Annotated in this window: 23 protein-coding genes; 19 read left to right on the forward strand and 4 right to left on the reverse strand. The window is 70.7% G+C overall.

Annotated features, from left to right (window positions below; genetic code table 11):
- Window positions 1-84 precede the first annotated feature (84 nt).
- Window positions 85-1,029: a YihY/virulence factor BrkB family protein gene (locus tag ACWDSJ_RS24280; RefSeq protein WP_450034458.1), complete on the reverse strand. Its 945-nt coding sequence runs from the start codon at window positions 1,027-1,029 to the stop codon at window positions 85-87.
- A gap of 231 nt (window positions 1,030-1,260) precedes the next feature.
- On the opposite strand from ACWDSJ_RS24280, the gene ACWDSJ_RS24285 reads away from it, so the two are divergent.
- Window positions 1,261-1,449, forward strand: a complete 189-nt coding sequence (locus ACWDSJ_RS24285) for a hypothetical protein (protein ID WP_450034460.1) — start codon at window positions 1,261-1,263, stop codon at window positions 1,447-1,449.
- Window positions 1,450-1,530: 81 nt separating this feature from the next.
- The gene (locus ACWDSJ_RS24290; protein WP_450034462.1) at window positions 1,531-1,728 is read left to right on the forward strand and encodes a hypothetical protein; all 198 of its coding nucleotides are present in this window, start codon (window positions 1,531-1,533) and stop codon (window positions 1,726-1,728) included.
- Window positions 1,729-1,797: 69 nt separating this feature from the next.
- Here ACWDSJ_RS24290 and ACWDSJ_RS24295 read toward each other — a convergent pair whose 3' ends face one another.
- Window positions 1,798-2,490 (reverse strand): hypothetical protein, encoded by a 693-nt coding sequence (locus ACWDSJ_RS24295; RefSeq protein WP_450034635.1) that lies wholly within the window; start codon window positions 2,488-2,490, stop codon window positions 1,798-1,800.
- A gap of 136 nt (window positions 2,491-2,626) precedes the next feature.
- Between ACWDSJ_RS24295 and ACWDSJ_RS24300 the strand changes: the two genes are divergently transcribed.
- A complete protein-coding gene (locus tag ACWDSJ_RS24300; protein WP_450034463.1) occupies window positions 2,627-3,136 on the forward strand; it encodes an RICIN domain-containing protein in 510 nt (169 codons plus the stop codon).
- A gap of 93 nt (window positions 3,137-3,229) precedes the next feature.
- A complete protein-coding gene (locus ACWDSJ_RS24305; protein ID WP_450034465.1) occupies window positions 3,230-3,979 on the forward strand; it encodes an ANTAR domain-containing protein in 750 nt (249 codons plus the stop codon).
- Here the strand turns inward: ACWDSJ_RS24305 and ACWDSJ_RS24310 are convergent.
- The gene (locus ACWDSJ_RS24310; protein ID WP_450034467.1) at window positions 3,962-5,470 is read right to left on the reverse strand and encodes a flavin-containing monooxygenase; all 1,509 of its coding nucleotides are present in this window, start codon (window positions 5,468-5,470) and stop codon (window positions 3,962-3,964) included. The two genes, ACWDSJ_RS24305 and ACWDSJ_RS24310, sit on opposite strands and share 18 nt — an antisense overlap.
- Before the next feature lie 154 nt (window positions 5,471-5,624).
- Between ACWDSJ_RS24310 and ACWDSJ_RS24315 the strand changes: the two genes are divergently transcribed.
- Entirely contained in the window at window positions 5,625-6,485 is an 861-nt protein-coding gene (locus tag ACWDSJ_RS24315; RefSeq protein WP_450034469.1) for an alpha/beta fold hydrolase, read from the forward strand.
- A gap of 18 nt (window positions 6,486-6,503) precedes the next feature.
- Here the strand turns inward: ACWDSJ_RS24315 and ACWDSJ_RS24320 are convergent, their stop codons facing one another.
- The gene (locus tag ACWDSJ_RS24320) at window positions 6,504-6,866 is read right to left on the reverse strand and encodes a histone-like nucleoid-structuring protein Lsr2 (RefSeq protein ID WP_387366650.1); all 363 of its coding nucleotides are present in this window, start codon (window positions 6,864-6,866) and stop codon (window positions 6,504-6,506) included.
- A 412-nt stretch (window positions 6,867-7,278) separates the two neighbouring features.
- On the opposite strand from ACWDSJ_RS24320, the gene ACWDSJ_RS24325 reads away from it, so the two are divergent.
- The 14 genes from ACWDSJ_RS24325 (at window position 7,279) to asnB (ending at window position 22,240) form a co-directional block, all read left to right on the forward strand.
- Window positions 7,279-7,692 carry a phage holin family protein gene (locus ACWDSJ_RS24325; protein WP_387366647.1) on the forward strand — a complete coding sequence of 138 codons (414 nt, stop codon included), beginning with the start codon at window positions 7,279-7,281 and terminating at the stop codon, window positions 7,690-7,692.
- Window positions 7,689-7,979, forward strand: a complete 291-nt coding sequence (locus ACWDSJ_RS24330; protein ID WP_387366644.1) for a DUF3618 domain-containing protein — start codon at window positions 7,689-7,691, stop codon at window positions 7,977-7,979. Before ACWDSJ_RS24325 ends, ACWDSJ_RS24330 begins: the two co-directional genes overlap by 4 nt.
- On the forward strand, window positions 7,976-8,236 hold the full coding sequence (locus ACWDSJ_RS24335; RefSeq protein WP_387366641.1) for a DUF4235 domain-containing protein: 261 nt from the start codon (window positions 7,976-7,978) through the stop codon (window positions 8,234-8,236). Before ACWDSJ_RS24330 ends, ACWDSJ_RS24335 begins: the two co-directional genes overlap by 4 nt.
- A 292-nt stretch (window positions 8,237-8,528) precedes the next feature.
- The gene (locus tag ACWDSJ_RS24340; RefSeq protein ID WP_450034471.1) at window positions 8,529-9,101 is read left to right on the forward strand and encodes a hypothetical protein; all 573 of its coding nucleotides are present in this window, start codon (window positions 8,529-8,531) and stop codon (window positions 9,099-9,101) included.
- A gap of 155 nt (window positions 9,102-9,256) precedes the next feature.
- Window positions 9,257-10,258, forward strand: coding sequence for a polysaccharide deacetylase family protein (locus ACWDSJ_RS24345; RefSeq protein WP_450034473.1), 1,002 nt, complete (start codon window positions 9,257-9,259; stop codon window positions 10,256-10,258).
- A 144-nt stretch (window positions 10,259-10,402) separates the two neighbouring features.
- Window positions 10,403-12,691 carry a sensor histidine kinase gene (locus ACWDSJ_RS24350; protein ID WP_450034475.1) on the forward strand — a complete coding sequence of 763 codons (2,289 nt, stop codon included), beginning with the start codon at window positions 10,403-10,405 and terminating at the stop codon, window positions 12,689-12,691.
- The gene (locus ACWDSJ_RS24355; protein WP_387366630.1) at window positions 12,688-13,086 is read left to right on the forward strand and encodes a roadblock/LC7 domain-containing protein; all 399 of its coding nucleotides are present in this window, start codon (window positions 12,688-12,690) and stop codon (window positions 13,084-13,086) included. Before ACWDSJ_RS24350 ends, ACWDSJ_RS24355 begins: the two co-directional genes overlap by 4 nt.
- Window positions 13,083-13,427 carry a DUF742 domain-containing protein gene (locus ACWDSJ_RS24360; protein ID WP_387366627.1) on the forward strand — a complete coding sequence of 115 codons (345 nt, stop codon included), beginning with the start codon at window positions 13,083-13,085 and terminating at the stop codon, window positions 13,425-13,427. Before ACWDSJ_RS24355 ends, ACWDSJ_RS24360 begins: the two co-directional genes overlap by 4 nt.
- Window positions 13,408-13,989: a GTP-binding protein gene (locus tag ACWDSJ_RS24365; RefSeq protein WP_387366889.1), complete on the forward strand. Its 582-nt coding sequence runs from the start codon at window positions 13,408-13,410 to the stop codon at window positions 13,987-13,989. Before ACWDSJ_RS24360 ends, ACWDSJ_RS24365 begins: the two co-directional genes overlap by 20 nt.
- Window positions 13,986-15,767, forward strand: a complete 1,782-nt coding sequence (locus ACWDSJ_RS24370) for a gamma-glutamyltransferase family protein (RefSeq protein WP_450034478.1) — start codon at window positions 13,986-13,988, stop codon at window positions 15,765-15,767. The genes ACWDSJ_RS24365 and ACWDSJ_RS24370 overlap by 4 nt, the downstream gene beginning before the upstream one ends.
- Before the next feature lie 29 nt (window positions 15,768-15,796).
- Window positions 15,797-17,425, forward strand: coding sequence for an ABC transporter substrate-binding protein (locus ACWDSJ_RS24375; RefSeq protein WP_450034479.1), 1,629 nt, complete (start codon window positions 15,797-15,799; stop codon window positions 17,423-17,425).
- An 87-nt stretch (window positions 17,426-17,512) separates the two neighbouring features.
- Entirely contained in the window at window positions 17,513-18,550 is a 1,038-nt protein-coding gene (locus ACWDSJ_RS24380) for a YdcF family protein (RefSeq protein WP_450034480.1), read from the forward strand.
- A gap of 211 nt (window positions 18,551-18,761) precedes the next feature.
- The gene (locus tag ACWDSJ_RS24385) at window positions 18,762-20,285 is read left to right on the forward strand and encodes a substrate-binding domain-containing protein (RefSeq protein WP_450034481.1); all 1,524 of its coding nucleotides are present in this window, start codon (window positions 18,762-18,764) and stop codon (window positions 20,283-20,285) included.
- A 110-nt stretch (window positions 20,286-20,395) separates the two neighbouring features.
- The gene (gene asnB, locus ACWDSJ_RS24390; protein WP_450034483.1) at window positions 20,396-22,240 is read left to right on the forward strand and encodes an asparagine synthase (glutamine-hydrolyzing); all 1,845 of its coding nucleotides are present in this window, start codon (window positions 20,396-20,398) and stop codon (window positions 22,238-22,240) included.
- Window positions 22,241-22,268: the final 28 nt, after the last annotated feature.

Consider the following 22,268-nt stretch of genomic DNA (forward strand, 5'->3'; position numbering starts at 1 on the left):
GCTCGAGTTATCGGGCGAAAAATCCAGACGAGTCGGATCTAATACCGCAACAGCGGACTCTCAGCTATCGATCGGCATCACGGGTCACTCGGGATCGTCGCGCGGCGGCAGCACGGGATCCTGATCCTCCGGCTGGCCGTCCTCGATCTGCCGACCCCGGGCCAGTTCGGCGTCGAACTGCGCGCCGAGCAGCACCGCCACATTGGTCAGCCACAGCCACACCAGGAACACCACCGCCCCGGCGAGCGAGCCGTAGACCTTGTTGTAGGAGCCGAAATGGGTTGCGTAGAGGGTGAATCCGACCGAGGCCGCGATCCACACCAGCACGGCCAGCGTGCTGCCGGGGGTCAGCCAGCGGAAACCGGGCTGGCGGGCATTGGGCGAGGCCCAGTACAGCAGGGCGATGGCGAGACTGGCCAGCACCAGCAGCACGGGCCATTTGGCGATGTCCCACACCGTGATTCCCGCCGAACCCAGGCCCACCCAGTGCCCGATGCGGTCGGCCACCCGACCGGTCAGCACCACCCCGAGCGCGCACGCGGCCACCAGCGTCATCATGACCGCGGTCAGGGCCAGCTGGAGCGGGATCGTCTTCCACACCGGCCGCCCCTCCTCGGTCCGGTAGATGGTGTTCGCGGCGCGGATGAAGGCCCCGATGTATCCCGAGGCCGTCCACAGCGAGGTCGCCAGGCCCAGGATCGCCAGCGGTCCGGCCGCGGCGCGGCTGCCCTGCAACTGGGTGATGGCGTCCTCGAGAAGCCGCGTGCCGCTGGTGTTCCCGACCTCGTGGACGGTGTCGATCAGCGACCGGGTGGCGGTGGGGCCGAGCAGGCCGAGCAGCGAGGTGAGCACGAGCAGGGCCGGAAAGACCGACAGCACACTGTAATACGTGAGGGCGGCGGCCCAGTCGGTGATCTTGTTCTCCTGGAATCGCGCGACCGTCCGGCGGAGCACCCCCCACCACGCGCGCCAACGGAGATCGGTGGGACCGGCGGGGACCGGCTCGTCTTGTGTGGTTGTCCCGGACATTCGCGCACCCGTTCTACTGGAGATCGAGGCGGAACTACCCGGCGACGAGCCGGTCAAACGGCCGGAACCGCAGGGGCGCAGCCACTTTCGCCGGACCGAGCGGTCCGTGCCGCGGCCCGGCTCCGGCGCGGCGGTAACGGAACGCGCTATGTCCGGTTGAAGTGGGGTCGGCGGGGGTATTCCTCGATCCAGGGCGGTCCGGCCACGGACCCGGCTCCAGGAGGTAAGGCCATGTCGACCTCGATCAACTCCTGTACGTCCACGCACGATCGGGCCCGGCGCCTACTCGGAGGCGTGGAACCCGACCCCGATCCCGCGGCCCGGCCCGACGAGCCGCTCTCCCCCTACGACGAGACCATCGCCCGGCTGCGCGCGCGGGCCGTGGCCGGTCGGACCCTCGATCGAGTGGATCTGGTGTAGGTCCCCGCGCCGAGGGGAAACCCCGGGGAAACACGGTTTCGAAATTCCATCCGTTCGCCATCCGCTGAAAGGATCGGGGTGGTGCAGGTGATCGAGACGGTGCAGCCCCCACCGGGCATGGCCGATCTGTGGCTCGCGCAGTATCGCGACTGTTCGGCCGAGCCGATCGGATTGTCCCCGGAGAAGGCGCATTTCCTCCTGCGGGTGCATGCCGGGCACGGTCCCTCGTGCCGGGCGTATCTCGCCGCCGCGGCGTTCCAGGGGACCGTGGTCCCGTAGGGCGACGGCCCGTCAACGCCTGTACCCCGTGACCGTGCTCCCCTGGGAGACGTCAGGAGACGACGCCCCTCAGCTGCTCAGGGCGCGCGACGGCGCGGAATCCGGATGCGGCGGATCGAAGCTCGCGGGCGCGGGCCCGAATGCCTTGCGGGCGTTGTCGATCACGGTGCGGCCCATCATGCGGTCGCCGACGCCGCCGATCACCGCGCCGATCCCGGCGGGCAGCACCTTGCCGAACATCAGCACCGCGCGCTTGGTGATCATCTGCACGAGGAAGCGCTTCATCAGCCCGTCGTTCATGCTCCGGATGCCGGGAATCCGGTTGGCGAGCAGATCGGGCCAGTTCTTCGCCGACCGGCCGACGCCCTGCTGCACGACCGATTTCCCGCTCTCGCCCAAGGCGATTCCGAGCACCAGCGCGCGGCGGCGCTCGCGGTCCTCGAGTACCATGCCGTGCACCGCGGCGACGGCGAGGGTGAACACCGCGGTGGCCTCGAGGAAGAACACGGTCTCGGCGCTCAGCGCGAACAGCGACAGCACGGTGCCGATGCCGGGCACGGCCGCGATCGTGCCGACGAGCATGCCCGCGCTGGTCACGCTGAACAGGTAACGGCGCTCCAGCCGCTGCAGGATCTGGGCGGGGGTCTCCTCGGGATGCTTGCGCCGCATCTTGTCCACGTACCGTCGAACCGCCGGAGCCTGCATCCGGGACCCGTTGTCCAGCAGCGACCGCACCGCCTTCTCCATGCCGGACTTGAACATCACCGATACCGCCTTCCTCGTCGCTCGTATCCACCGGATATCCAGTCCCGCCCGCGCGAACCATCGACGCCCCGGCATCGAATAGTAAGTGCTGCCCGCCCCGGGCAGCGTTACCTCGCGGTGCGAAAGGATGTCGATGGTTGCTCGGCGATTATTCGGGATGCTGGTCGGCTGGGTCGCGCTCACGACGGCGGTCGTGCCGTCCGCGTCGGCGGAGCCCGTGCAGCGCGATGCGAGCTATCGGATTCTGTGGGAGGCGTTTCCGGCCTACCGCATGGTGCCCGACGCCCGGGACGCGGTGCGCGCCCCGGCGGAGGCCGACGCGGGCCGGGACCAATGGTTCCTGCGGGCGGTGGGCGGCACGGCCGAGCACCCGATCTACCAGATCCGCAACAACGCCTCACAGCTGTGCCTGGCGCCCACCCTGCGCCGGGCGGCGAGCAGCGATGTGGCGCAACGGCCGTGCGGCACGGGCACCGAGCAGACCTGGTACATCGACCCGACCGGCGACAGCTACAGCATCACCCTGGTGGCCGATCCCACCCGAAAGATGTACGCCAACAAGGCGCCCGGTGAGGTTCCCGCGGTGCTGGAGGGCGCCATCGCCGATACCGCGCAGGCGCGCTGGATCTTTCAGCGGGTCTGACCGTTTCGTCCCCGATCTCCGCTATCGTGTTATCTCCATTCGGAACGGGCTAAGCGATCGATGAGATCGTTCGTCGTCCGGGAGGGGTTTTCGATGCGGAAGGAGCGCGCGGACGCGCTGGCACGATTGGGCGCCACGTCCGTCGCGGTGGCGGGGCTGCGGGACATCGTCACGGGGGAGCAGTCCGCGGAGGCGGCGCTGGCGCGGGTGGCCGGGGCCGCCGCCGAGGCCGCGCCGCAGGCGGATCTGGTGAGCATATCCGTTCTGGCACAACGAGTTTGGCACACCGCCACGCATACGGCCGCGGCGGCCCTACCGCTGGACGCCGAACAGTTCTCCGCCGACCGGGGTCCGGCGCTGGAATCGGTGCGCGCCCGTCGGCCGGTGCGGGCGCGCACCGGGGGCGAGGCGCGGCGCTGGCCCGAATTCGACGCCGCCGCGGCGCGGGCGGGAGTGCGCGCGGCGCTGTCGGTGCCGCTGTGGCTCGAGATCGGCGACGGCGACCCGTTGCCGGGCGCGCTCACCTGCTACAGCTACACCGACGACGCCTTCGATCCCTTCGACGAGGGTCTGCTGAACCTCTACGCCCTCGTCGCCGGGCACGCGGTCGCCGACGCCCGCCGCCGTCGGCTCGCGCGGGACGCGGCGGAGCGGTTCCAGCGGGCGGTGGCCTCGCGGGCGGAGATCGAACAGGCCAAGGGCGCGCTCATGGCCCTGCACGGCTGCTCGGCCGACGAGGCGTTCGCCCGGCTGGTGGAACAGTCCCAGCGCAACAATATCCGGGTGCACGTGCTGGCCCGGCGGTTCCTCGGCTCGCTGGGCGGCTCAGGCGACCGCGGCTGAGTCGCGGCCCGCGCTGTCCGAATCCGTTGCGGTGCGGCGGAATTCGAGGTGCTCGTCGTCGACGCGGCCGTAGCGCAACCGAACCGCGTCGAGGTAGAAGTTGTTCAGCACCGTCCAGGGCGCGCGCGTGCCCTGCCGGGGGATGACCCCGTCGGCGCGGCGCACGTAGCCCGAGCGCAGGGCGGTGCCGAAGGCGGATTCGGTGTCGCGATCGGCGTCCTCGGCCCGCGCGACGACCTGGCCGTAGCCGTGCCGTCGCAGGTGGGCCAGCAGCCGGCAGAAGTATTCGGCGGCCAGGTCGGCCTTGAGCGTCCAGGAGGCGTTGGTGTACCCGAGCACGAACATGGCGTTGGGCACGCCGTCCATCAGCACGCCCTTGTAGATGACGCGGTCGCGGGTGGCGACCGGGCGGCCGTCGACCTCGAGTTCGGCCCCGCCCGCGATCTGCACGATCAGTCCGGTCGCGCTGACCACGACGTCGGCCGGGAGTTCGGCGCCCGAGGCGAGCCGAATCCCGTTGGGCGTGAAGGTCTCGATGGTGTCGGTGACCACCGACGCCTGCCCGCGCCGGAGCACCCGGAACAGATCGCCGTTCGGCACCACGCACAGCCGTTCGTCCCACGGGTCGTAGGCGGGGGAGAAGTGCGCGAGGTCGACCTTGCCGCGCAGCTGGGTGCGCACGACGCCGAGCAGCAGCCGCCGCGCCAGCTCCGGCCGGGACCGCGACAGCTGGAATACGCCGCGCTGCAACGCGATATTGCGGACCCGGCCGAGTTTGTAGATCACCGGGGCCGGAACGCGCAGGCGCTCCAGCACCGCGGCCACCGGATCCTCGGCGGGGATCGGCAGGATGTAGGTGGGCGAGCGTTGCAGCATGGTGACGTGCGCGGCGCGGTCGGCCATGGCGGGGACGAGGGTCACCGCCGTCGCGCCGCTGCCGATGACCACCACGCGCTTGCCCGCGTAGTCGAGGTCGGCGGGCCACTGCTGCGGGTGCACGATGGGTCCGGCGAAGCTCTCCTCGCCGGGGAACGCGGGCCGGTAGCCGCGGTCGTAGTCGTAGTAGCCGGTGCAGCCGATCAGGAAGCGGCTGGTGAATTCGGTTGTCGCGCCGGTGGTCTCGTCGATCGAGCGCACGGTCCACAGGCCGGTGGCGGTGCTGAATCCGGCGTGCGCGACCCGGTGGCCGAAGCGGATGCGCGGGGTGACCCCGTACTCGTCGGCGGTCTCGCGCACGTACTCGCGGATGCTCGCGCCGTCGGCGAGCACCTTGGTCCCGCGCCAGGGGCGGAAGTGGTAGCCGAAGGTGTACATGTCCGAGTCGGAGCGAATGCCGGGGTAGCGGAACAGGTCCCAGGTGCCGCCGACGCGATCGCGCCGCTCGAGCACGGCGTAGTCGAGGTCGGGCAGCTCGCGGGCGAGGTGGCAGGCCGCGCCGATGCCGGACACCCCGGCCCCGATGATCAGCACGTCGAAATGGTTGTCGCCCATCGCTCGGCCTCCCGCTGCGTCGCGTTCGCTCACCGTCATGTTACCGCGACATACTGTCACACACACTTACCTGTGACAAGTAGTATCGGACAGTGCGACACCCCGGCCGCCGGGCTGGCCGGGAACCGATCGCACGGCCGTTACGCTGTCCGGCGTGACTTCAGCCGTGCCGCAGACGATTACGCTGCCCGGGGATCGCGTCGTGGGCTACGCCGAATACGGCGATCCCGAGGGCGCGCCGGTGCTGTACTGCCACGGGATTCCCGGGTCGCGGTTGGAGGGGGTCGCGTTCGCCGCGGCCGCCGCGGTGGCGGGGCTGCGGATCGTCGCCGTCGATCGGCCGGGGCTGGGCCGGTCCGAATTCGTCCCCCGGGCGCGGGTGGCGGACTGGGCGGAAACCGTTGCGGCGCTTGCCGATCGGTTCGACTGGGAGCGGTTCGCGGTGATCGGCGTCTCGGGCGGGGGGCCCTACGCGTTGGCGTGCGCGCACGCGCTGGGGGAGCGGGTGCGGGCGGTGACGGTGGTGAGCGCGCCCGCGCCGTTCACCCCCGGCGACGAGCGGCGGAATCTGCTGGCGCTGCGGCGGTTTCCGTTCCTGGCCCGGCCCCTCGCGGCGCGGCTGGCGGCCCGGGTGCGGCGGCCCGGCGGGGTCGCGGAACTGATCGCGCGGATGCCGGTGGTCGACCGGGATCGGGTGGTGGAACATCCGCATGTGGCCCTGGAGCTGTCGGCCACTGTGGCCGAGGCGTTCCGGCAGGGCAGCCGCGGCGTGGCGGCGGATATGCGGGTGCTGGCCGGAGATTGGGGATTCGCCTTGCGCGACATCACGATTCCGGTGCTGATCTGGCACGGCGACGGGGATCGCAACGTCCCCGTCGCCGACGCCCACCGATTGGCCGCCGAACTACCGCGCGGCCGAGCGGTTGTCGTTCCCGATGCCGGGCATCTGCTGGTCATCGATCACGCCGAGCGGATTCTCGCCGCGATGCACGCCGACGAGCCCGGCCGAGCCTGAGGCGCTCGTCCGGGCGAATCAGGAATTGGCGTCGCGGTAAGCCTCGACCAGATCCTTGGGCAGGCGGCCGCGCGCCGATACCTTGCGGCCGGTCGATTGCGCCCATTCCCGAATCTTGTTCGATTCCGCCTTGCTCAGGCCCGACGCAGAACCCGTACCCGCGGTGGCCTTACGCCCGCCGCGCCGACCGCCGATGCGACGCGCGGCCTTGGTGTAGGGATCGAGCGCGGCATAGAACTTGTCGCGGTTCTTCGCGCCCAACTCGATTTCGTATTCCACACCGTCGACCGCAAAGGTGATCGTGGGGTTGGGGACGATGTCGGTGTCGATCCGCTCCCCGGTGAGATCGTCGTAGGTCTCGACAATTGTCTTCTGCGCCATTCGGCAAGACTATCATCCCGTCGGGGTTCCTTTTCCCGGTCACGGTGTGGTCTTTGTTGGACTAATTCGCGGATGCGATCGATCGCCGGGCGGCCGGGTCGGGGGAAGGGAGCGGGGCGCGTTGTCCGTTTCGCCGCCGTTGGAAAAACCAGGGGTTGCGCGGGGGCCGCGCGGAGCGATTCACGTGTCCTTTTCCGCCCTATTCCGGGACTGCCGCCCCGGGCCGGGCGCCAGGTGCCCCCGGATGGGCGAAACCGCATTTCGGCCGCGTCGGCGACCGATCATACCCGGTGTGCCGCAACGTATTCGAACCAGCTTCCCGCGTCGACGTGTCACGTCCGCCGGGACGGGTATCCGCGAAGACGAATCGCCGTGCCGCGGCCGGAACCACGATCGAAGGAGGAGCTGTGCCATGAGCCACACCTATGATTCGCGGGCGCCGGAATCCCCGCCCGTCGCCGAATTGATCGGCAACGCCACCGAGCAGGTGAGCCGCCTGGTCCGCGAGGAGATCCGGCTGGCGGCCATCGAAACCCAGAACAAGGCGCAGCGGCTCGGCCTCGGCGCGGGGCTCGCGGGCGTCGCGGCGATCGTGGCCCTGTTGGGGGCGGGGACCCTGGTCGCGGCGGCCGTGCTCGCGCTGGCCCTGGTTCTGCCCGGGTGGGCGTCGGCGCTGATCGTCGGCGGCGTGCTGCTGCTGATCGCGGCGGTGGCGGCGCTCGTCGGCCGCTCGCGCATCCAGCAGGCCACCCCGCCGGTGCCCGAACAGGCCGTCGCCGACGTCCGCCGGGACGTGGCCGTCGTCAAGGAGAGGAGCCACCGATGAGCGACATCCCCTCCGATCCGGAGCAATTGCGCCGCGATCGCGATCGGACCCGGGAGGAACTCGGGCAGACGGTCGAGGCGCTGACCGAGAAGTTCGACGTTCCGGGCCGGGCCCGGGCCAAGGCGCAGGAGCTGCGCGGGCGGGCCGAGGACGCGACCCCCGATGTGGTGGTCGACGGGAGCAGGCAGGCCGCGGGCGTGGTGCGCGCGTACCCGGTGCCCATCGTCGGGGCGGGTGTGCTGGTCGCCCTGGTGATCTGGTTCCTGGCGCGGCGGAGGTCGGCATGAGGACGCTCTACAAACCGCTGGGCATGCTGGTGAGCGTGCTCGGTGGACTGCTGGCATCGATGATCTTCAACCGGTTGTGGCGCACGCTCGCGGGGGAGGACGAGGCGCCGAGCGCGACCGCGCGCGGGTACGGGTGGGGTGAGGTGCTCACCGCGGCGGCGTTGCAGGGGGCGGTGTTCGGCGTCGTGAAGGCCGCGGTGGATCGCGCCGGGGCGACCGGATACCGGTCGATCACGGGGACCTGGCCCGCGGACTGACCGCGGGCCCGTCGGCCCGTTCCGAAATCGTTGCGGCACAGCGATTTCCGCCGGGCATGCGGTACGGACGTTTCCCCACCGGGGCACCGAAGGCGCCCCGGCTCATGCTTGTTCGCGGTGCGCGCGCACTGTGATTCCCGTCATTCCGGCGCGGACCGGCCACCAGCGTTGTTGTCAGCTCGGCCCGGTGTCTGGAATATCGAAAGTGGTTGGCCGCGCCAATGTTCCGTCTCGGCCGCCCGCATCCCTCACCGATCCGATTGTGCGATCGTCACCGGAAAGGTCGAAGCAAATGACTGACACCCTCGATGCCACTGCTGCCACTGCTGCCACTGCTGCCACCGCCGCCAATGCCCAGGCCCCGACCCAGCGGATTCCGGCCGTGTCCGCCGGGCCGCGGCGTTCCCCGCACGCGCGTCCCGCCACCCGGCCGGTGCACGCCGGGCCCGGGTCGCAGTGGTGGCACGCGAAAACCGTGCTGGTGACCCGTGTCGCGGGTCCCGACAAACTCGTCACCGTGCCGCGGCTGGTCGTCCCGATCGGCGATCGGCAGCTGGCCTTCCGCATCTCCTCGCTCTCGCCGGAGGCGGGCCAGCTCGCTCAGGACGGGCGCGTGGTGGTCCAGCCCGGTGACTGGCACGGCAGCCCCGTCGTGGGGACGCATCAGCGGCAGGGCTGGGCGCAGCTGGTCACCACCGGAACCCTCATCGGCCACGTCGACGCGGCCATGAACGCGAAATACGGCTGGCGGCTCTCGCTGGCCCGCTTCGCCCATCACATGGCTCGCGGGGCTGCCCGCTACGGCGATGTGATCGTGCTCGTGAACGTCCACGAGCCCAGCCCCATCCCGCTGCCTCCGGCCTGACCAGTGGGCGCGGCGGTCTTCGGTGCCGGGCCGCGGTGGTAGGTGGGCGCGCGGCGTCGGGCGGCCGCCTCCGGTACGGGGCCGCTGTCGTAGGGGGTGGCGTGGCGTCGGCGCGGCTGCCCTCGGCGTGGGGGCCGCGGTCGTACGGTGGGCGCGTGGCGACGAATTCGGGCGGGCGAGCGATGGTCTGGGCCTTGTCGGCGCTGGTGGCGGGGAGTTGTGCGGGGCCGCCGGGGAATTCCGGACCCGCGCCCGCGGCGGCGCCGCCGGTCGCTCCGGTGGTCGCCGCGCCCACGCCCGCGGCGGTCGGGGCGAACGAATTGGGCAGCGTTCCGATCCTGATGTATCACCAATTGAGCGCGGATCCGGTGAGCGAATACGATCAGACGCCCGCGGAGTTCCGCGCCGAACTCGATCGCCTCTATCGGGAGGACTATCGTCCCGTCACGGTGGCCGAGTACGCGGCGGGGACCATCGATATTCCGGCCGGGACGCATCCGGTCGTGCTCACCTTCGACGATTCGACCAGCAGCCAACTGGCATTCACGCCGAGCGGTGCGCCCGCGCCCGACACCGCGGTCGGGATTCTCACCGATTTCGCCGCGACCCATCCGGGCTTTCGCGCGACCGCCTCCTTCTATGTCAACAACGATTCCTTCGGTAACGCCCCGGGCGCGCTGAAATGGCTCGTCGAGCACGGGTACGAGGTCGGCTCGCACACCGCGACCCACCCGAACCTCGCCGGTCTCGACAGCGCGTCGGTGCAACGCGAATTCGCCGACAATGTCCGGGCCATCGAGTCGGCGACATCGATACGCGTCCACACCATGGCCCTGCCGCTGGGCATTCGGCCCGCCGATCCCGCGCTGGCCACCGCGGGTTCGTGGGCGGGCACCGGCTATTCCTTCGACGCGGTGCTGCTGGTCGGCGCGGAACCCGCGCCCTCGCCGTTCGGGGCGCTGGATCGGACCGCGATCCCACGCATCCGCTCGGGTCTCGGTGCGGTGCCGTTCGATTCGGGCTACTGGCTCGATCGGCTCGCGGCGGACCCGGGCGGCCGCTTCACCTCCGACGGGGACCCGGGACGGATCTCGTTCCCGGCGCGGCTCGCGGGCGATCTCGCGGCATCCTGGGCGGCGCGCGCGAATCCGTACTGACCGGTTTGCGCAAATCCATTGGCCTGGTGGGCTTCACGAGGGTTGACGCCGACGTGGGCGTATGGGAGTTTGCTCACACACTTCCGTGCGCTCGTCGGAGAGCCTGTCGAGTCGGCACGGGGTCGGCTCGAGGAGTAGCAGGTAGTGCGCCCACGTCTAGGTCAGCAAACGGGTACCGCGATTTCGAGCGTCGTGCGGCCGCGCACGATCGGCGGTCAGCTGTCCCGCATTCTCGTGTTCGCGCTGATCCTGGTGCTCACGCTGTTGACGGTGGCCGCCTTCGGCGCGTACGGGGACTACCGCGAGGCCGACGACGCCCGGAACGCGGTGTCGCTCGCGCTGCGCGTGCAGGATCTCACCGATCAGATCCAGCAGGAACTCGGGCTCAGCAACGGCCTGCTCGGCGGTGACGATCGGCTGCGGCAACCGCTGGCGCAGCAGCGGCGGGTCGTCGACACCACCCTCGACGCGGTGCGTTCGGCCGCGGATTCCGGTGTGCCCGGGGCGGATCAGGTGCGCGCGGCGCTGGGTCGGCTGAACCTGCTCGCGGGCACCAGATCCCAGATCGACGCCCGGCGCATCAGCCGTCCGGTGCTCATGCAGTTCTACAACGACGCCGCCGGTGCGCTCGATCGGTTGACCCTCGGACTCGACCAGGCCGCCGATCCCCGCATCCAGCGTGGGTTGCAGGCGTTCTACGCGCTCGGCGCGGCCAAGACGCAGTTCGACACCGAACGCAACTTCCTCAACGGCGTGTTCGTCGCGGGCCGGTTCGCCGGGGGCGAGTACGGCCAGTTCCTGGAGATCCGGGCCACCAAACAGGCCGCGCTGCAAACGTTCTCGCGGTTCGCCACCCGCGAGCGGCAGGCCGATCTGGACGAGGCGATGCTCGGCGACAACGCCGCCGCGGCCGAGCAGGCCGAGAGCGTCGCGCTGGCCTCCGGTGACGGCCCGCTGGTCCGCCCGGTCGACGCCGCGGACTGGTGGACGCGCACGAGCGCCGTCATCGACGCGCAGCGCGCGGTGCAGCGTGCCGTGGGCGCGGACGTCGCGGCGCGGGCGAACGTGCTGCGCGGCGCGGCGATGACCACGCTCGTGCTGTTCGTGGTCGGCACGGCCGTCGCGGTGCTCGCCATGATCGCGCTCGTACTCGCCTCCGTGCGCGCGCTCGTGCGGCCGCTGGCCCGGCTGGCCGCCGAGGCCGACGACGTGGCCTCGCGCCGGTTGCCCGGCGTCGTGCGGGAATGGGGGCAGGCGCCCGACGCGCCGCCCGAGGCGCCCGTGCCGGTGCGCGTGCCGCGGGGGTCGAGCACCGAGGTCGCCGCGGTCGCCAACGCGCTGGATCGGGTGCAGACCACCGCCTTCGAACTCGCCTCCCAGCAGACGCTGATGCGGCGCAACACCACCGAGTCGCTGTCGAATCTGGCTCGGCGCAACCAGAATCTGGTGCGCCGCCAGCTCGCGTTGATCAGCGAGTTCGAGCGCAAGGAACTCGATCCGCAGGGCCTGGCCAACCTGTTCGAACTGGACCACCTCGCCACCCGCATGCGCCGCAACGCCGAGAGCCTGCTGGTGCTCGTCGGGGAGAACAGCCCGCGCCGGCTGACCCGGCCCATCTCGCTCACCGACGTGATCCGCGCGGGCATGTCCGAGGTCGACGACTACCGGCGCGTGGTGTTGCGCCGGGTGGACGACGTCCTCGTGGTCGGCACGGCCGCGGGCGAACTGTCACATATGCTCGCCGAACTCATCGAGAACGGATTGGCGTTCTCCCCACCGGATCTCGAGGTCGAGATCTACGGGCGCCGCTCGGACGACGGCTATCTGCTGGCGGTGGTCGACCACGGCGTCGGCATGTCCGCGGAGCAGGTGGCCCAGTCCAACGCGCGGCTGCGCGGCGAGCAGGACTTCATCGTCGCGCCCAGCCGCTATCTGGGCCACTACGTGGTGGGCCGGTTGGCGCGGCGCCTGGGCATCACCGTCGAACTGACCTCCTCCCCGGTCAGCGGGGTCGCCGCGCGGCTGACACTGCCCGCGGATCTGCTTGCGCTGGACCAGCATCCGCATCCGGCGACGATCGAGGCCACGGCCGGGCGAACCGCGCTGGAACCGGCCTGGGGCGCCGATTCGGAGCTGCCGCCCGCGCGGGAGCCGGTGTACGCCGCGCTCCCCGCGCCCGAGCGCCCCCGGCCCGCGCCCGCCCCGGCGAATCCGGACGCCCCCACCACGCGCAACGGCCTGACCCGCCGCAACAAACGTGCGCGCGGCGCCGAATCCGCGGCGGACGCCTCGCCGCGCGCGTCCCGCGGGCCCGCGACGCCGCGTACCCCGGACCAGACCCGCACACTATTGTCGTCCTTCCGCGCCGGGCACGAGCGCGGCGCGGCGGCGAATTCGACCCCGTTGGTGACGATCTCGGAGGAGAACCGGTGAGTTTCGACTGGATGCTGGCCGAATTCGCGCGCACCACCCCGGGCGTGCGCGAGGCGATCGCGGTCTCCTCGGACGGGTTGCTCATCGCCATGTCCGACGGGCTCGAGCGCGCCGCCGCAGATCGGCTGGGCGCCATGGTGTCCGGGCTGACCAGCCTCGCCCGCAGCGCCTCGCGCAGCTACTCCTTCGACGGCCTCGAACTGATCATGATCGAGATGAACCGGGGTTTCCTGCTCGTCTCGACGATCAGCGACGGCAGTTGCCTCGGCGTGATCGCCGACAGCACCTGCGATGTCGGTCAGCTCGGCTACGAGATGTCGGTGCTGGCCGAACGCGCCGGGTCGCTGCTGAATCCGGCGCTGATCTCCGAATTGCGAGAGACCCTGCGCAGATGACCCACAGTGATTTCGCCGACGACGACGAGTTCGTGCGCCCGTTCGTCGTCACGGGCGGACGCACCACCCCCGTCATCGACGGTTTGCGCATCGAGACCCTGGTGCAGGCGCCGCCGTCGGCGCTGCCCGCGCCGTTGCAACTCGAGCAGCTCGCCGTCGTGCGGTTGTGCCAGGAACCGCATTCCATCGCCGAAGTCGCTGTGGCGCTGAAGGTTCCGGTGGGCGTCGCCAAGGTGATCGTGAGCGATCTGGCCGTCGCCGGTTTCGTCACCGTGCGGGAGGCCCCCGAATTGACCGTTGCCGCCATCGAGAGGATCAGGGATCTTGTCCGGGCACTCTGACCAGCCCAAGACCACGCCGTCGTCGGTGAAGATCGTCGTCAGCGGCGGCTTCGGCGTCGGGAAGACGACATTCATCGGCGCGATCTCGGAGATCGAGCCGCTCGCCACCGAGGCCGCCATGACCGAGGTGTCGCTCGACGTCGACGATCGCGGCCGCCGCGACGAGAAGACGGAGACCACCGTCGCCCTCGACTTCGGCCGCATCACGCTGGAGCGGTCGCTGATCCTCTACCTGTTCGGCACGCCCGGCCAGGATCGGTTCGTCTTCCTGTGGGACGACCTGATCGACGGCGCGCTCGGCGCGGTGATCGTGGTGGACACCAGCCGCATCGACGACTGCTTCCCGGTGCTGGACTACTTCGAGGAGAAGAAGACCCCGTTCGTGGTGGCGGTCAACCGCTTCGACGAGGAGCGGCGGTTCGCGCTCGCGGAGGTGCGCGAGGCGCTCGAGCTGGAGGACTGGATTCCGCTGGTGGAATGCGATGCGCGCGACCGGAATTCGGTGCGCGACGTGCTGGTGGCGCTGCTCGAGCAGGTGCTGTTCCATCGCATCGCGGTGTGAGGCGGACCGCGGTGTTCACCACGCGGCCCACCCTGCGGGGCGGTTTCGGCATGGCGTCGTCGACCCACTGGCTGGCCTCGGCCACCGCCATGGCCGTGCTCGAGCACGACGGCAACACCTTCGACGCGGCGGTGGCGGCGGCGTTCGTGCTGCACGTCGCCGAACCGCATCTCAACGGCCCGGCCGGGGAGGCGCCGATCCTGCTCGCGCCCGCCGGGCGGCCGCCGCGGGTGCTGTGCGGGCAGGGCCCGGCCCCGGCCGGGGCCACCGTCGCGCACTATCGCGGGCTGGGGCTCGAATTGGTCCCGGGCACCGGGCCGTTGGCGGCGGCGGTGCCGGGCGCGTTCGACGCGTGGCTGCTGTTGCTGCGCGATTACGGCACCAAATCCCTGGCGGAGGTGCTGTCCTACGCCATCGGGTACGCCGAGCGCGGGGTGCCCGCGGTGCCGGGGATCGGCGCGGCCGTCGCGGCCGTCGCCGACCTGTTCCGCGCCGAGTGGCCGGACTCCGCGGCGATCTACCTGCGCGACGGCCGTCCGCCCGAACCCGGTGCGCTGCTGCGGAATCCGGCGTTGGCACGCACCTGGCGGCGGGTTCTCGCCGAGGCGGAGGCGGCGGGACCCGACCGCGAGAGCCGGATCGAGGCGGCGCGGCGGGTGTGGCGCTGCGGATTCGTCGCGGAGGCGTTGACGGCCGCCGCCGCGCGCCCGACGCTCGACACCTCGGGCGAGCGGCACGCGGGGACCCTCTCGGGCGACGATCTGGCGAATCACGCCGCGGCGTACGAGGATCCGGTCACCTACGACTGGAACGGCTGGACCATCGCCAAACCGGGGCTGTGGAGTCAGGGACCGGTGTTCGCCCAGCAACTCGCCCTGCTGGCCGAGCTGCCCGACTACGGCACGGCCGAGTATCACCACCATCTCATCGAGGCGTCGAAACTGGCCATGGCCGACCGCGAGGCATGGTACGGCGACAGCGCGACGGTGTCGGTCGCCACGCTGCTCTCGCCCGAATACAACGCCGAGCGCGCGCGACTCATCGGGCCGACCGCGTCGGCGCAGCTGCGGCCCGGCCGTCCCGACGGCGCGCCGCCGCGCCTGCCCGCATTCGCCCGCACCGAAACACGCGGTGTGCCAACGGGTTTCGGTATCGGCGAACCGACCGTCGGCCCCGACGGCGGGGTGCGCGGTGACACCTGCCATCTCGACGTCGCGGACCGCTGGGGCAATATGATCGCGGCGACGCCCAGCGGCGGCTGGCTGCAATCCAATCCGGTGATCCCCGAACTCGGTTTCCCGCTCGGCACCCGGTTGCAGATGGCGTGGCTGACGCCGGATCTGCCGAATTCCCTGGCGCCGGGCCGCCGCCCGCGCACCACGCTGAGCCCGTCGCTGGCGCTGCGCGACGGGGAGCCGGTGCTGGCGTTCGGCACGCCGGGCGGGGATCAGCAGGATCAGTGGAGCCTGCACTTCTTCCTGTCCGTCGCGCTGTGCCACGGGGACGACCTCCAGGCCGCGATCGACGCGCCGAACTGGCATCAGGAGAGCTTCCCGAGTTCGTTCTATCCGCGCGCGACGAATCCCGCCGGGGTCGTGGTGGAATCACGGTTCGACGCCGGGGTGATCGCCGACCTCGAACGCCGCGGGCACCGCGTCCGGGTGAACGGCCCGTGGTCGGAGGGCCGGTTGTCGGCGGTGGCCCGCGATCCGGAGACCGGCGTGCTGTCCGCCGCGGCCAATCCGCGGGGGATGCAGGGGTACGCGGCGGGCCGATGAGTGTAATCCGAGACAGAGGGCTGACGCCGATGCGCATTCGCTGGTTCCGACCGATCGCCGCGGCCCTGGTGGTCCTCGCGGCCGCGGCCTGTTCGCAGACCACGCCGACCGTCGAAACGGCCACGCACATGGACGATTACGGCACGCCGGTCGGCGACCGGCCGGTCCGCGCGGGCGGTGAGCTGGTGATGGGCCTGTCCAACGAGCCCGACCGCCTCGATCCGACCACCTCCAGCTCGCTGTACACGCGCTATGTCATGAACACGATCTGCGAGAAGCTCTACGACAACGACGCCTCCGGCAATCTGGTGCCGCAGCTCGCGACCGATCTGCCGCACTTCTCCGACGACGGCCGGACCGTGACCGTTCCGGTGCGGGCCGGGGTCCGCTTCGCCGACGGCACCACCTTCGACGCCTACGCGGTGCGGACCAGCCTGCAACGCCACCTCACCCTCGACGGCTCGCAGCGCACGGGCGAACTGGGCCCGATCACCGATATCGGGACCGACGGGGCCGCCACGGTGGTGATCCACTTCAGCACGCCGTTCGCCCCGATCACGGCCGCGCTCGCCGACCGCGCCGGAATGATCATGTCCCCGTACACCTTGCGCGAGACCGGCAAGGACTTCGGGGATCGGCCGGTGTGCGTGGGCCCGTTCAAATTCGTCGAGCGGGGACCGCGCGGCATCGTGGTGGAGCGCGATCCGCTCTACTACGACGCCCGCGCCGTGCACCTCGATCGGATCACCTACCGGGTCATGCCCGACCCCAAGGCCCGCGCCGCCGCCCTGCGCGCCGGGGAGATCCAGGTCGCCGACACCATGTCCCCGCAGGACGTGGACGCGTTGAGCGCCGATTCCCGGCTGCGTCTGCTGGTGTCGGGTTCGTTCGGGTTCCAGGGCTTCTACCTCAACACCGGCAATGTCGACGGGGCCGGGAAACCGGCCGGGCGCATCGACACCCCGCTGGCCACCGATCCCCGGGTGCGCCTGGCGATTTCGCTGAGCATCGATCGACAGGCGTTGGTGGACAAGGTGTTCAAGGGCTGGTACGAACCGGCCTGCACCCCGATCGCGCCGCGCACCTCCTACGCCACCGCGGCCGCCACCGCGTGCCCGCCGCACGATCCGGAGCGCGCCCGGCGGCTGCTCGCCGAAGCCGGTGTGCCGCAACCGTATCCGATCACCATGCAGGTGATGAACGTGGCCGACCAGCTCGCCTACGCGCAGGAGCTGCGGACCGCCCTCGCCGAGGGCGGGTTCGATCTGCGGATCGTGCCCGCCGAGTACGCCGATATGCTCGCCGCGCAGAAGCGCGGCAACTACGAGGCGCTGCTGCTGGGCTGGTCGGGGCGGCTCGATCCGGACGGTAATATCGCCCGCTTTCTCACCAGCCGATCCTCCGGCAACTACAGCGGATTCAGCTCGCCCGAACTGGACGAGGTGCTGGGGTGGGCCGCGCACAGCCCCAGCCCCGCGCGGCGCGGGCCGCTCTACGAGCAGGCGGTGCGGATCGTGCAGCGGGAGAATCCGTACATCTACACCTATCGGGGGCGCAATCTGACCGTGCACGCCACCTCGGTCACCGGCGTCGAGGTGTACGGCGACGGCGCCGTCCGGCTCGGAAAAGCCGCATTCGTGACGGATCGGAACGGCTGAAATCGACTCGCCCGTTTGCGGTTTCGCGGCGGCGGGAGGGGGAATCGCCGGTGCGTCGGCTACGGATGGCGCTGGAGGCGAGGGCGGATGGGAACGACGGTGTTGCTGTGCGCCGGGGTGGTCCTGGCGATCGTCGGGGTGTCGCGCATCCGGCGGGAGCCGCGCCGGCTCTCGACCGGTTTCGTCCTGCTGGGCGCGGTCGGCGCGCTGGTCGCGGGCGTGGTGCTGTCGCTCGCCGCGGTGATCCCGCTCGCGGTGCCGGGGTCGGCCGTGCGCGTCGTCGTGGCGTTGGTGCCGACGGTGACCGCGCTCGCGCTGGTGGTCAACGGCGTGCAGGTGATCCGGCGGGAGGGCCTGGCCCCGATCACCTCGACGCCGCTGGTGGTCGGGGCGGGACTGCTGGTGCTGGTCGCCGCGGTCGTGGCCGCCGACGCGGGCACCCGGGCGCCCGAGTGGGCGATGCAGCTCGCGCTGGTATCCGGCGCGCTGGGCGCGTATCTCGTGGTGCATCTGATCGCGTTCGGCGGTTACGCCCTGCTCTACGAGCGACTGCCCGAGCGGACCGAGGTCGATGCCGTGGTCGTGCTGGGCTGCGGGCTGAATCGGGGCGCGGTGACGCCGCTGCTCGCCGCCCGGCTGGATCGGGGTATCCGCGTCTACCGCGCGGCGGTCGCGGCCGGGGGCAACCCGATCGTGGTCACCTGCGGCGGCCGCGGCCCGGACGAGACCACCTCCGAGGCCGACGCGATGGGCCGGTACCTCACCGCGCGCGGGATTCCGGGGTGCGTGGTCGTGCGCGAACGCCGCTCCCGCAACACCGAGGAGAACCTGCGCAACTGCCTGCGCGAACTCGAGGCCCGCGCGCTTCCGCCCGGGAAACTGCGAATGACGGTGGTGACCAGCAACTTCCACGTCCTGCGCACCGCCGCGCTGACCCGGCGGCTCGGCGTGGACGCCCAGGTCCTCGGCGCGCGCACCGCGACCTACTTCCTGCCCGCCGCGTTCCTGCGCGAATTCGTCGCGGTCCTCACCACCCACTATCGCCGTTCGCACGCCGTCGTCGCCGCGGCCACCGCCGTCGCGCTGGTCACCGCGGCCGCCGACGCCGCCCTGACCTTGCGGTGAACTCCGCGCGCGGGGGGCGGACAGGGGAGTCGGTGTTGCGGTGACCGCGGCCCGGCGTGAAGCGGACAGGTGAGTCGGCGTTGCGGTGGCCGCAGCCCGGCGCGGGGCGGCCAGGTGAATTGTCGGCCAACGTTGGGCTTCAACCCTGGCCGGAGGGGGAGGGGCGGCCGAGAATGGCGGGCAGGCAAGGGATTCGGGGGATTCGGTCCTGGTGGACAACTATCTGATCCAGATCGGGCTGCCGATCATCGCGCTCGCGGTCTCGCTGATCGCGTTCGTGTGGGAATTCGTGGTGATCCGCCGCAAACAGCTCGGGTACCGCGTGCAGATGGACACGCCCGTGACCGGCGAGATCGATTCGGTCTATCCGGGCGTCCTCACCCAATTGCACGCGGTGCAGGGCGATCCCGGGCTGCGGGATCTGTCGATCGTGCTGGTGCGCATCGAGAACAACGGCGTCACCTACATCGACCCCGGTGACTACGCCACGCCCGGCGACGAGCCGGTGGGGATGCATCTGGAGTTCCCGCGTCGCCGCGTGCTCGGCACGGCGGTGAACGAACTCAGCGACCGCAGCCTGCGCGACTACCTCGAGCCGGGGCGGGGAATCGCGGTGCGCGAGGACACCTCTCGGCAACTGGGCGTCATCGATCTGCCCAAGGTGCCGATGAATCGCGGCGACCATTACAAGATCCTGGCGATCCTCGAGCGCAGCACCGCCGACGCCGACTACCCCGAACCGACGTTGCGCGGCAAACTCAAGGGCGGCCGGATCTGCGAAACCCGCAGCCGCACCGGGGTGTCCCGCAATGTGCTGGGCTTCCTGGTGTTCCTGGTGGTCATCATCGTGGTCCAGTTCGTGGTCGCGCTGGTGGGCGACGATCCGCCCGCGGCCGACTGCGTGTCCGGTTCGCTCACCCTCGTCGGGTCCTCGGCATTCGAGCCGGTCGTGCACGACGCCGCCGACGCCTACCGCAAAACCTGTGCGGGAGCGCGGTTCACGTTCGCCTTCGACGGCAGCGAACGCGGTCTGGCCCGCGTCGACGAGGAGGGCCGCGGCAACCCCGGCCTGCTCGCCATCACCGACGGGCCCAAGGGCGTCGGCTACCCCGACCTGTTGCCCCGGCCGCTGGCCATGGCCACCTTCGCGGTGATCGTCAACGGCGACTCGGGGATTCACGATCTGCCCGCCGCCCGGATCGGCGACCTGTTCCGCGGCCGGATCGCCGACTGGAGTGAACTCGGCGGCCCGGCGCAGCCGGTGCGGCTGGTCAATCGCGCGCTCGGGTCGGGCACCCGGGAGACCTTCCAGCAACGGCTGCTCGACGGCGCGCCGGTCACGTTGCCGCAGAACAGTTGTCGCGCCATCCGGGTCACCAACCCGCCCGGCCCGGCCGCCTGCGAGGTGCCGCTCACCCGCGACATGCTCGAGACCGTGGCCGCCACCCCGGGCGCGATCGGCTACGCCGCCTACACCGAGGCCGCCCACGCGCCCGGCGTCGTCGCGGTCACCATCGACGGGCACCGCCCCGCGCGCGACGAGGTCATGGCGCACGCCTATCCCTTCTGGGGCGTCGAATACGCCTACAGCAACGGCGAACTGCCCTACGACTCGCTGGCCGCCGCCTTCCTGCGTTTCCTCACCGATCGCGCCGGGAAGGACATCATCCGCGCGCACGGTGACACCCCGTGCGCCGAGCTCGACCGGACCGCCGCCTGTAGCCCGGACCGATAGACCAGCGGAAACACGAGGGCTGTGGCGCACTCGGAAGCGCTGTGTTACAACGGGATTACGCATAGTTGTTTGCCCTAACCAATTTTGCCCACCACAGGGAAGGCTGCGATATGTGTGGTATCGCGGGCTGGGTGTCCTTCGAGCGTGATCTGACCCAGCAGCAGGCTGTTCTGGACGCGATGACCGAGACGATGGCGTGCCGGGGACCGGACGGGAGCGGCACCTTCGTGCGGCCGCACGCCGGACTCGGACATCGTCGGCTGGCCATCATCGATCTGCCCGGCGGCACCCAGCCGATGAGTTTCGGCACGCCCGCGGGAGACGTCGGACTGATCTACTCCGGCGAGACCTACAACTTTCGCGAGCTGCGCGAACAGCTCGAGGCCCAAGGACATTCGTTCACCACCGACAGCGACACCGAGGTGGTGCTGCACGCCTACCTGCACTGGGGTGAGGCGATGGTCGGCCACCTCAACGGCATGTATGCGTTCGCCATCTGGGATCAGCGCGACGAGAAGCTGCTGATGGTGCGGGATCGCATGGGGATCAAGCCGTTCTACTACCACCCCACGCCCGACGGGGTGCTGTTCGGCTCGGAACCCAAGGCGATCCTGGCGAATCCGCTGGCGGAGCGGGTCGTCGACCGCGACGGGCTGCGGGAGTTGTTCGCGTTCACCAAGGCGCACGGATGGGCGCTGTGGAAGGGGATGCGCGAGGTGCTGCCCGGCACGGTGATCACGGTGGACCGCAACGGGATTCGCGAACGCACCTACTGGCGGCTCGAGGCCGTGGAGCACACCGACGGCCGCGCGGAGACCGTGGACCGGGTGCGCGAGCTGATGACCGACATCGTGCGGCGGCAGCTGATCTCCGATGTGCCGCGGTGCGTATTGCTCTCGGGCGGACTGGATTCCAGCGCGATCACCGGGCTGGCGGCCCGGCAGCTTGCCGAGCACGGCGAGCGGCTGCGCACGTTCTCGGTGGATTTCGCCGATCAGGAGCAGAACTTGGTTCCCGACGAGATGCGCGACACGCCGGATTCGCCGTTCGTGCGGGAGGTGGCCGCGCTGGTGCGGTCGGCGCATCACGACGTGGTGCTCGATCCCGGCGATCTGTCGAGTCTCGCGGTGCGGCGCGCGGTGATCGGGGCGCGGGACATCCCGGCGGGGCTGGGGGATATGGACACCTCGCTGTATCTGCTGTTCAAGGCGATTCGCGAGCAGTCGACGGTGGCGTTGTCGGGAGAGTCGGCCGACGAGGTGTTCGGCGGGTACCGCTGGTTCCACGACCCGGAGGCGGTGCGGGCGAACACCTTTCCGTGGATGGCCTTCGGCAATGCCCTGCGCAACGAGGCGCGGTGGGAGATGCTCGAGCCGGGGCTGCGCGACCGGCTGGAGCTCACCGACTACGTCGACGCCGAGTACGCGGCCGCGTGCGCGGAGGTGGACCAACTCGACGGCGCGTCGGAGGTCGAACGGCGGATGCGCACGGTGTGTCATCTGCATCTGACGCGGTTCGTGCGGCAGCTGCTCGACCGCAAGGATCGGATGTCCATGGCGGTGGGGCTCGAGGTGCGGGTACCGTTCTGCGATCACCGGCTGGTCGAGTACGTCTACAACACGCCGTGGTCGCTGAAGACCTTCGACGGGCGGGAGAAGAGTTTGCTGCGGCACGCCACGAAACATGTGCTGCCGCAATCGGTGGTGGATCGGGTCAAGAGCCCGTACCCCTCGACGCAGGATCCCGGGTATGCGGCGAACCTCCAGCAACTCGGGAAGGAGCTCCTGGCGGACCACGATTCGGAGCTGTTCGGTATTCTCGATCGGAACTGGTTGCAGCAGGCGGTCGCGGAGGATCCGAGCCGGATGGAACCGCGGGTGCGGATGGGGCTCGACCGCGCGATCGATCTGCACACCTGGCTGGAGATGTATTCGCCGCGGCTACAGCTGGATTGAGGACCGGGGTCCCGCCGGGCGGGTGCCC

Source organism: Nocardia sp. NPDC003482 (assembly GCF_053588115.1).

Bases quoted from the DNA above. Each gene is read 5' to 3' on its own strand.
- ACWDSJ_RS24335 (WP_387366641.1), top strand. From the start codon at position 7,976: ATGAGGACGCTCTACAAACCGCTGGGCATGCTGGTGAGCGTGCTCGGT.
- ACWDSJ_RS24310 (WP_450034467.1), bottom strand. From the start codon at position 5,470: ATGGGCGACAACCATTTCGACGTGCTGATCATCGGGGCCGGGGTGTCC.
- ACWDSJ_RS24300 (WP_450034463.1), top strand. From the start codon at position 2,627: ATGGTTGCTCGGCGATTATTCGGGATGCTGGTCGGCTGGGTCGCGCTC.
- ACWDSJ_RS24360 (WP_387366627.1), top strand. From the start codon at position 13,083: ATGACCCACAGTGATTTCGCCGACGACGACGAGTTCGTGCGCCCGTTC.
- ACWDSJ_RS24280 (WP_450034458.1), bottom strand. From the start codon at position 1,029: ATGTCCGGGACAACCACACAAGACGAGCCGGTCCCCGCCGGTCCCACC.
- ACWDSJ_RS24320 (WP_387366650.1), bottom strand. From the start codon at position 6,866: ATGGCGCAGAAGACAATTGTCGAGACCTACGACGATCTCACCGGGGAG.
- ACWDSJ_RS24340 (WP_450034471.1), top strand. From the start codon at position 8,529: ATGACTGACACCCTCGATGCCACTGCTGCCACTGCTGCCACTGCTGCC.
- ACWDSJ_RS24285 (WP_450034460.1), top strand. From the start codon at position 1,261: ATGTCGACCTCGATCAACTCCTGTACGTCCACGCACGATCGGGCCCGG.
- ACWDSJ_RS24305 (WP_450034465.1), top strand. From the start codon at position 3,230: ATGCGGAAGGAGCGCGCGGACGCGCTGGCACGATTGGGCGCCACGTCC.
- ACWDSJ_RS24375 (WP_450034479.1), top strand. From the start codon at position 15,797: ATGCGCATTCGCTGGTTCCGACCGATCGCCGCGGCCCTGGTGGTCCTC.
- ACWDSJ_RS24330 (WP_387366644.1), top strand. From the start codon at position 7,689: ATGAGCGACATCCCCTCCGATCCGGAGCAATTGCGCCGCGATCGCGAT.
- asnB (WP_450034483.1), top strand. From the start codon at position 20,396: ATGTGTGGTATCGCGGGCTGGGTGTCCTTCGAGCGTGATCTGACCCAG.
- ACWDSJ_RS24295 (WP_450034635.1), bottom strand. From the start codon at position 2,490: ATGTTCAAGTCCGGCATGGAGAAGGCGGTGCGGTCGCTGCTGGACAAC.
- ACWDSJ_RS24325 (WP_387366647.1), top strand. From the start codon at position 7,279: ATGAGCCACACCTATGATTCGCGGGCGCCGGAATCCCCGCCCGTCGCC.
- ACWDSJ_RS24380 (WP_450034480.1), top strand. From the start codon at position 17,513: ATGGGAACGACGGTGTTGCTGTGCGCCGGGGTGGTCCTGGCGATCGTC.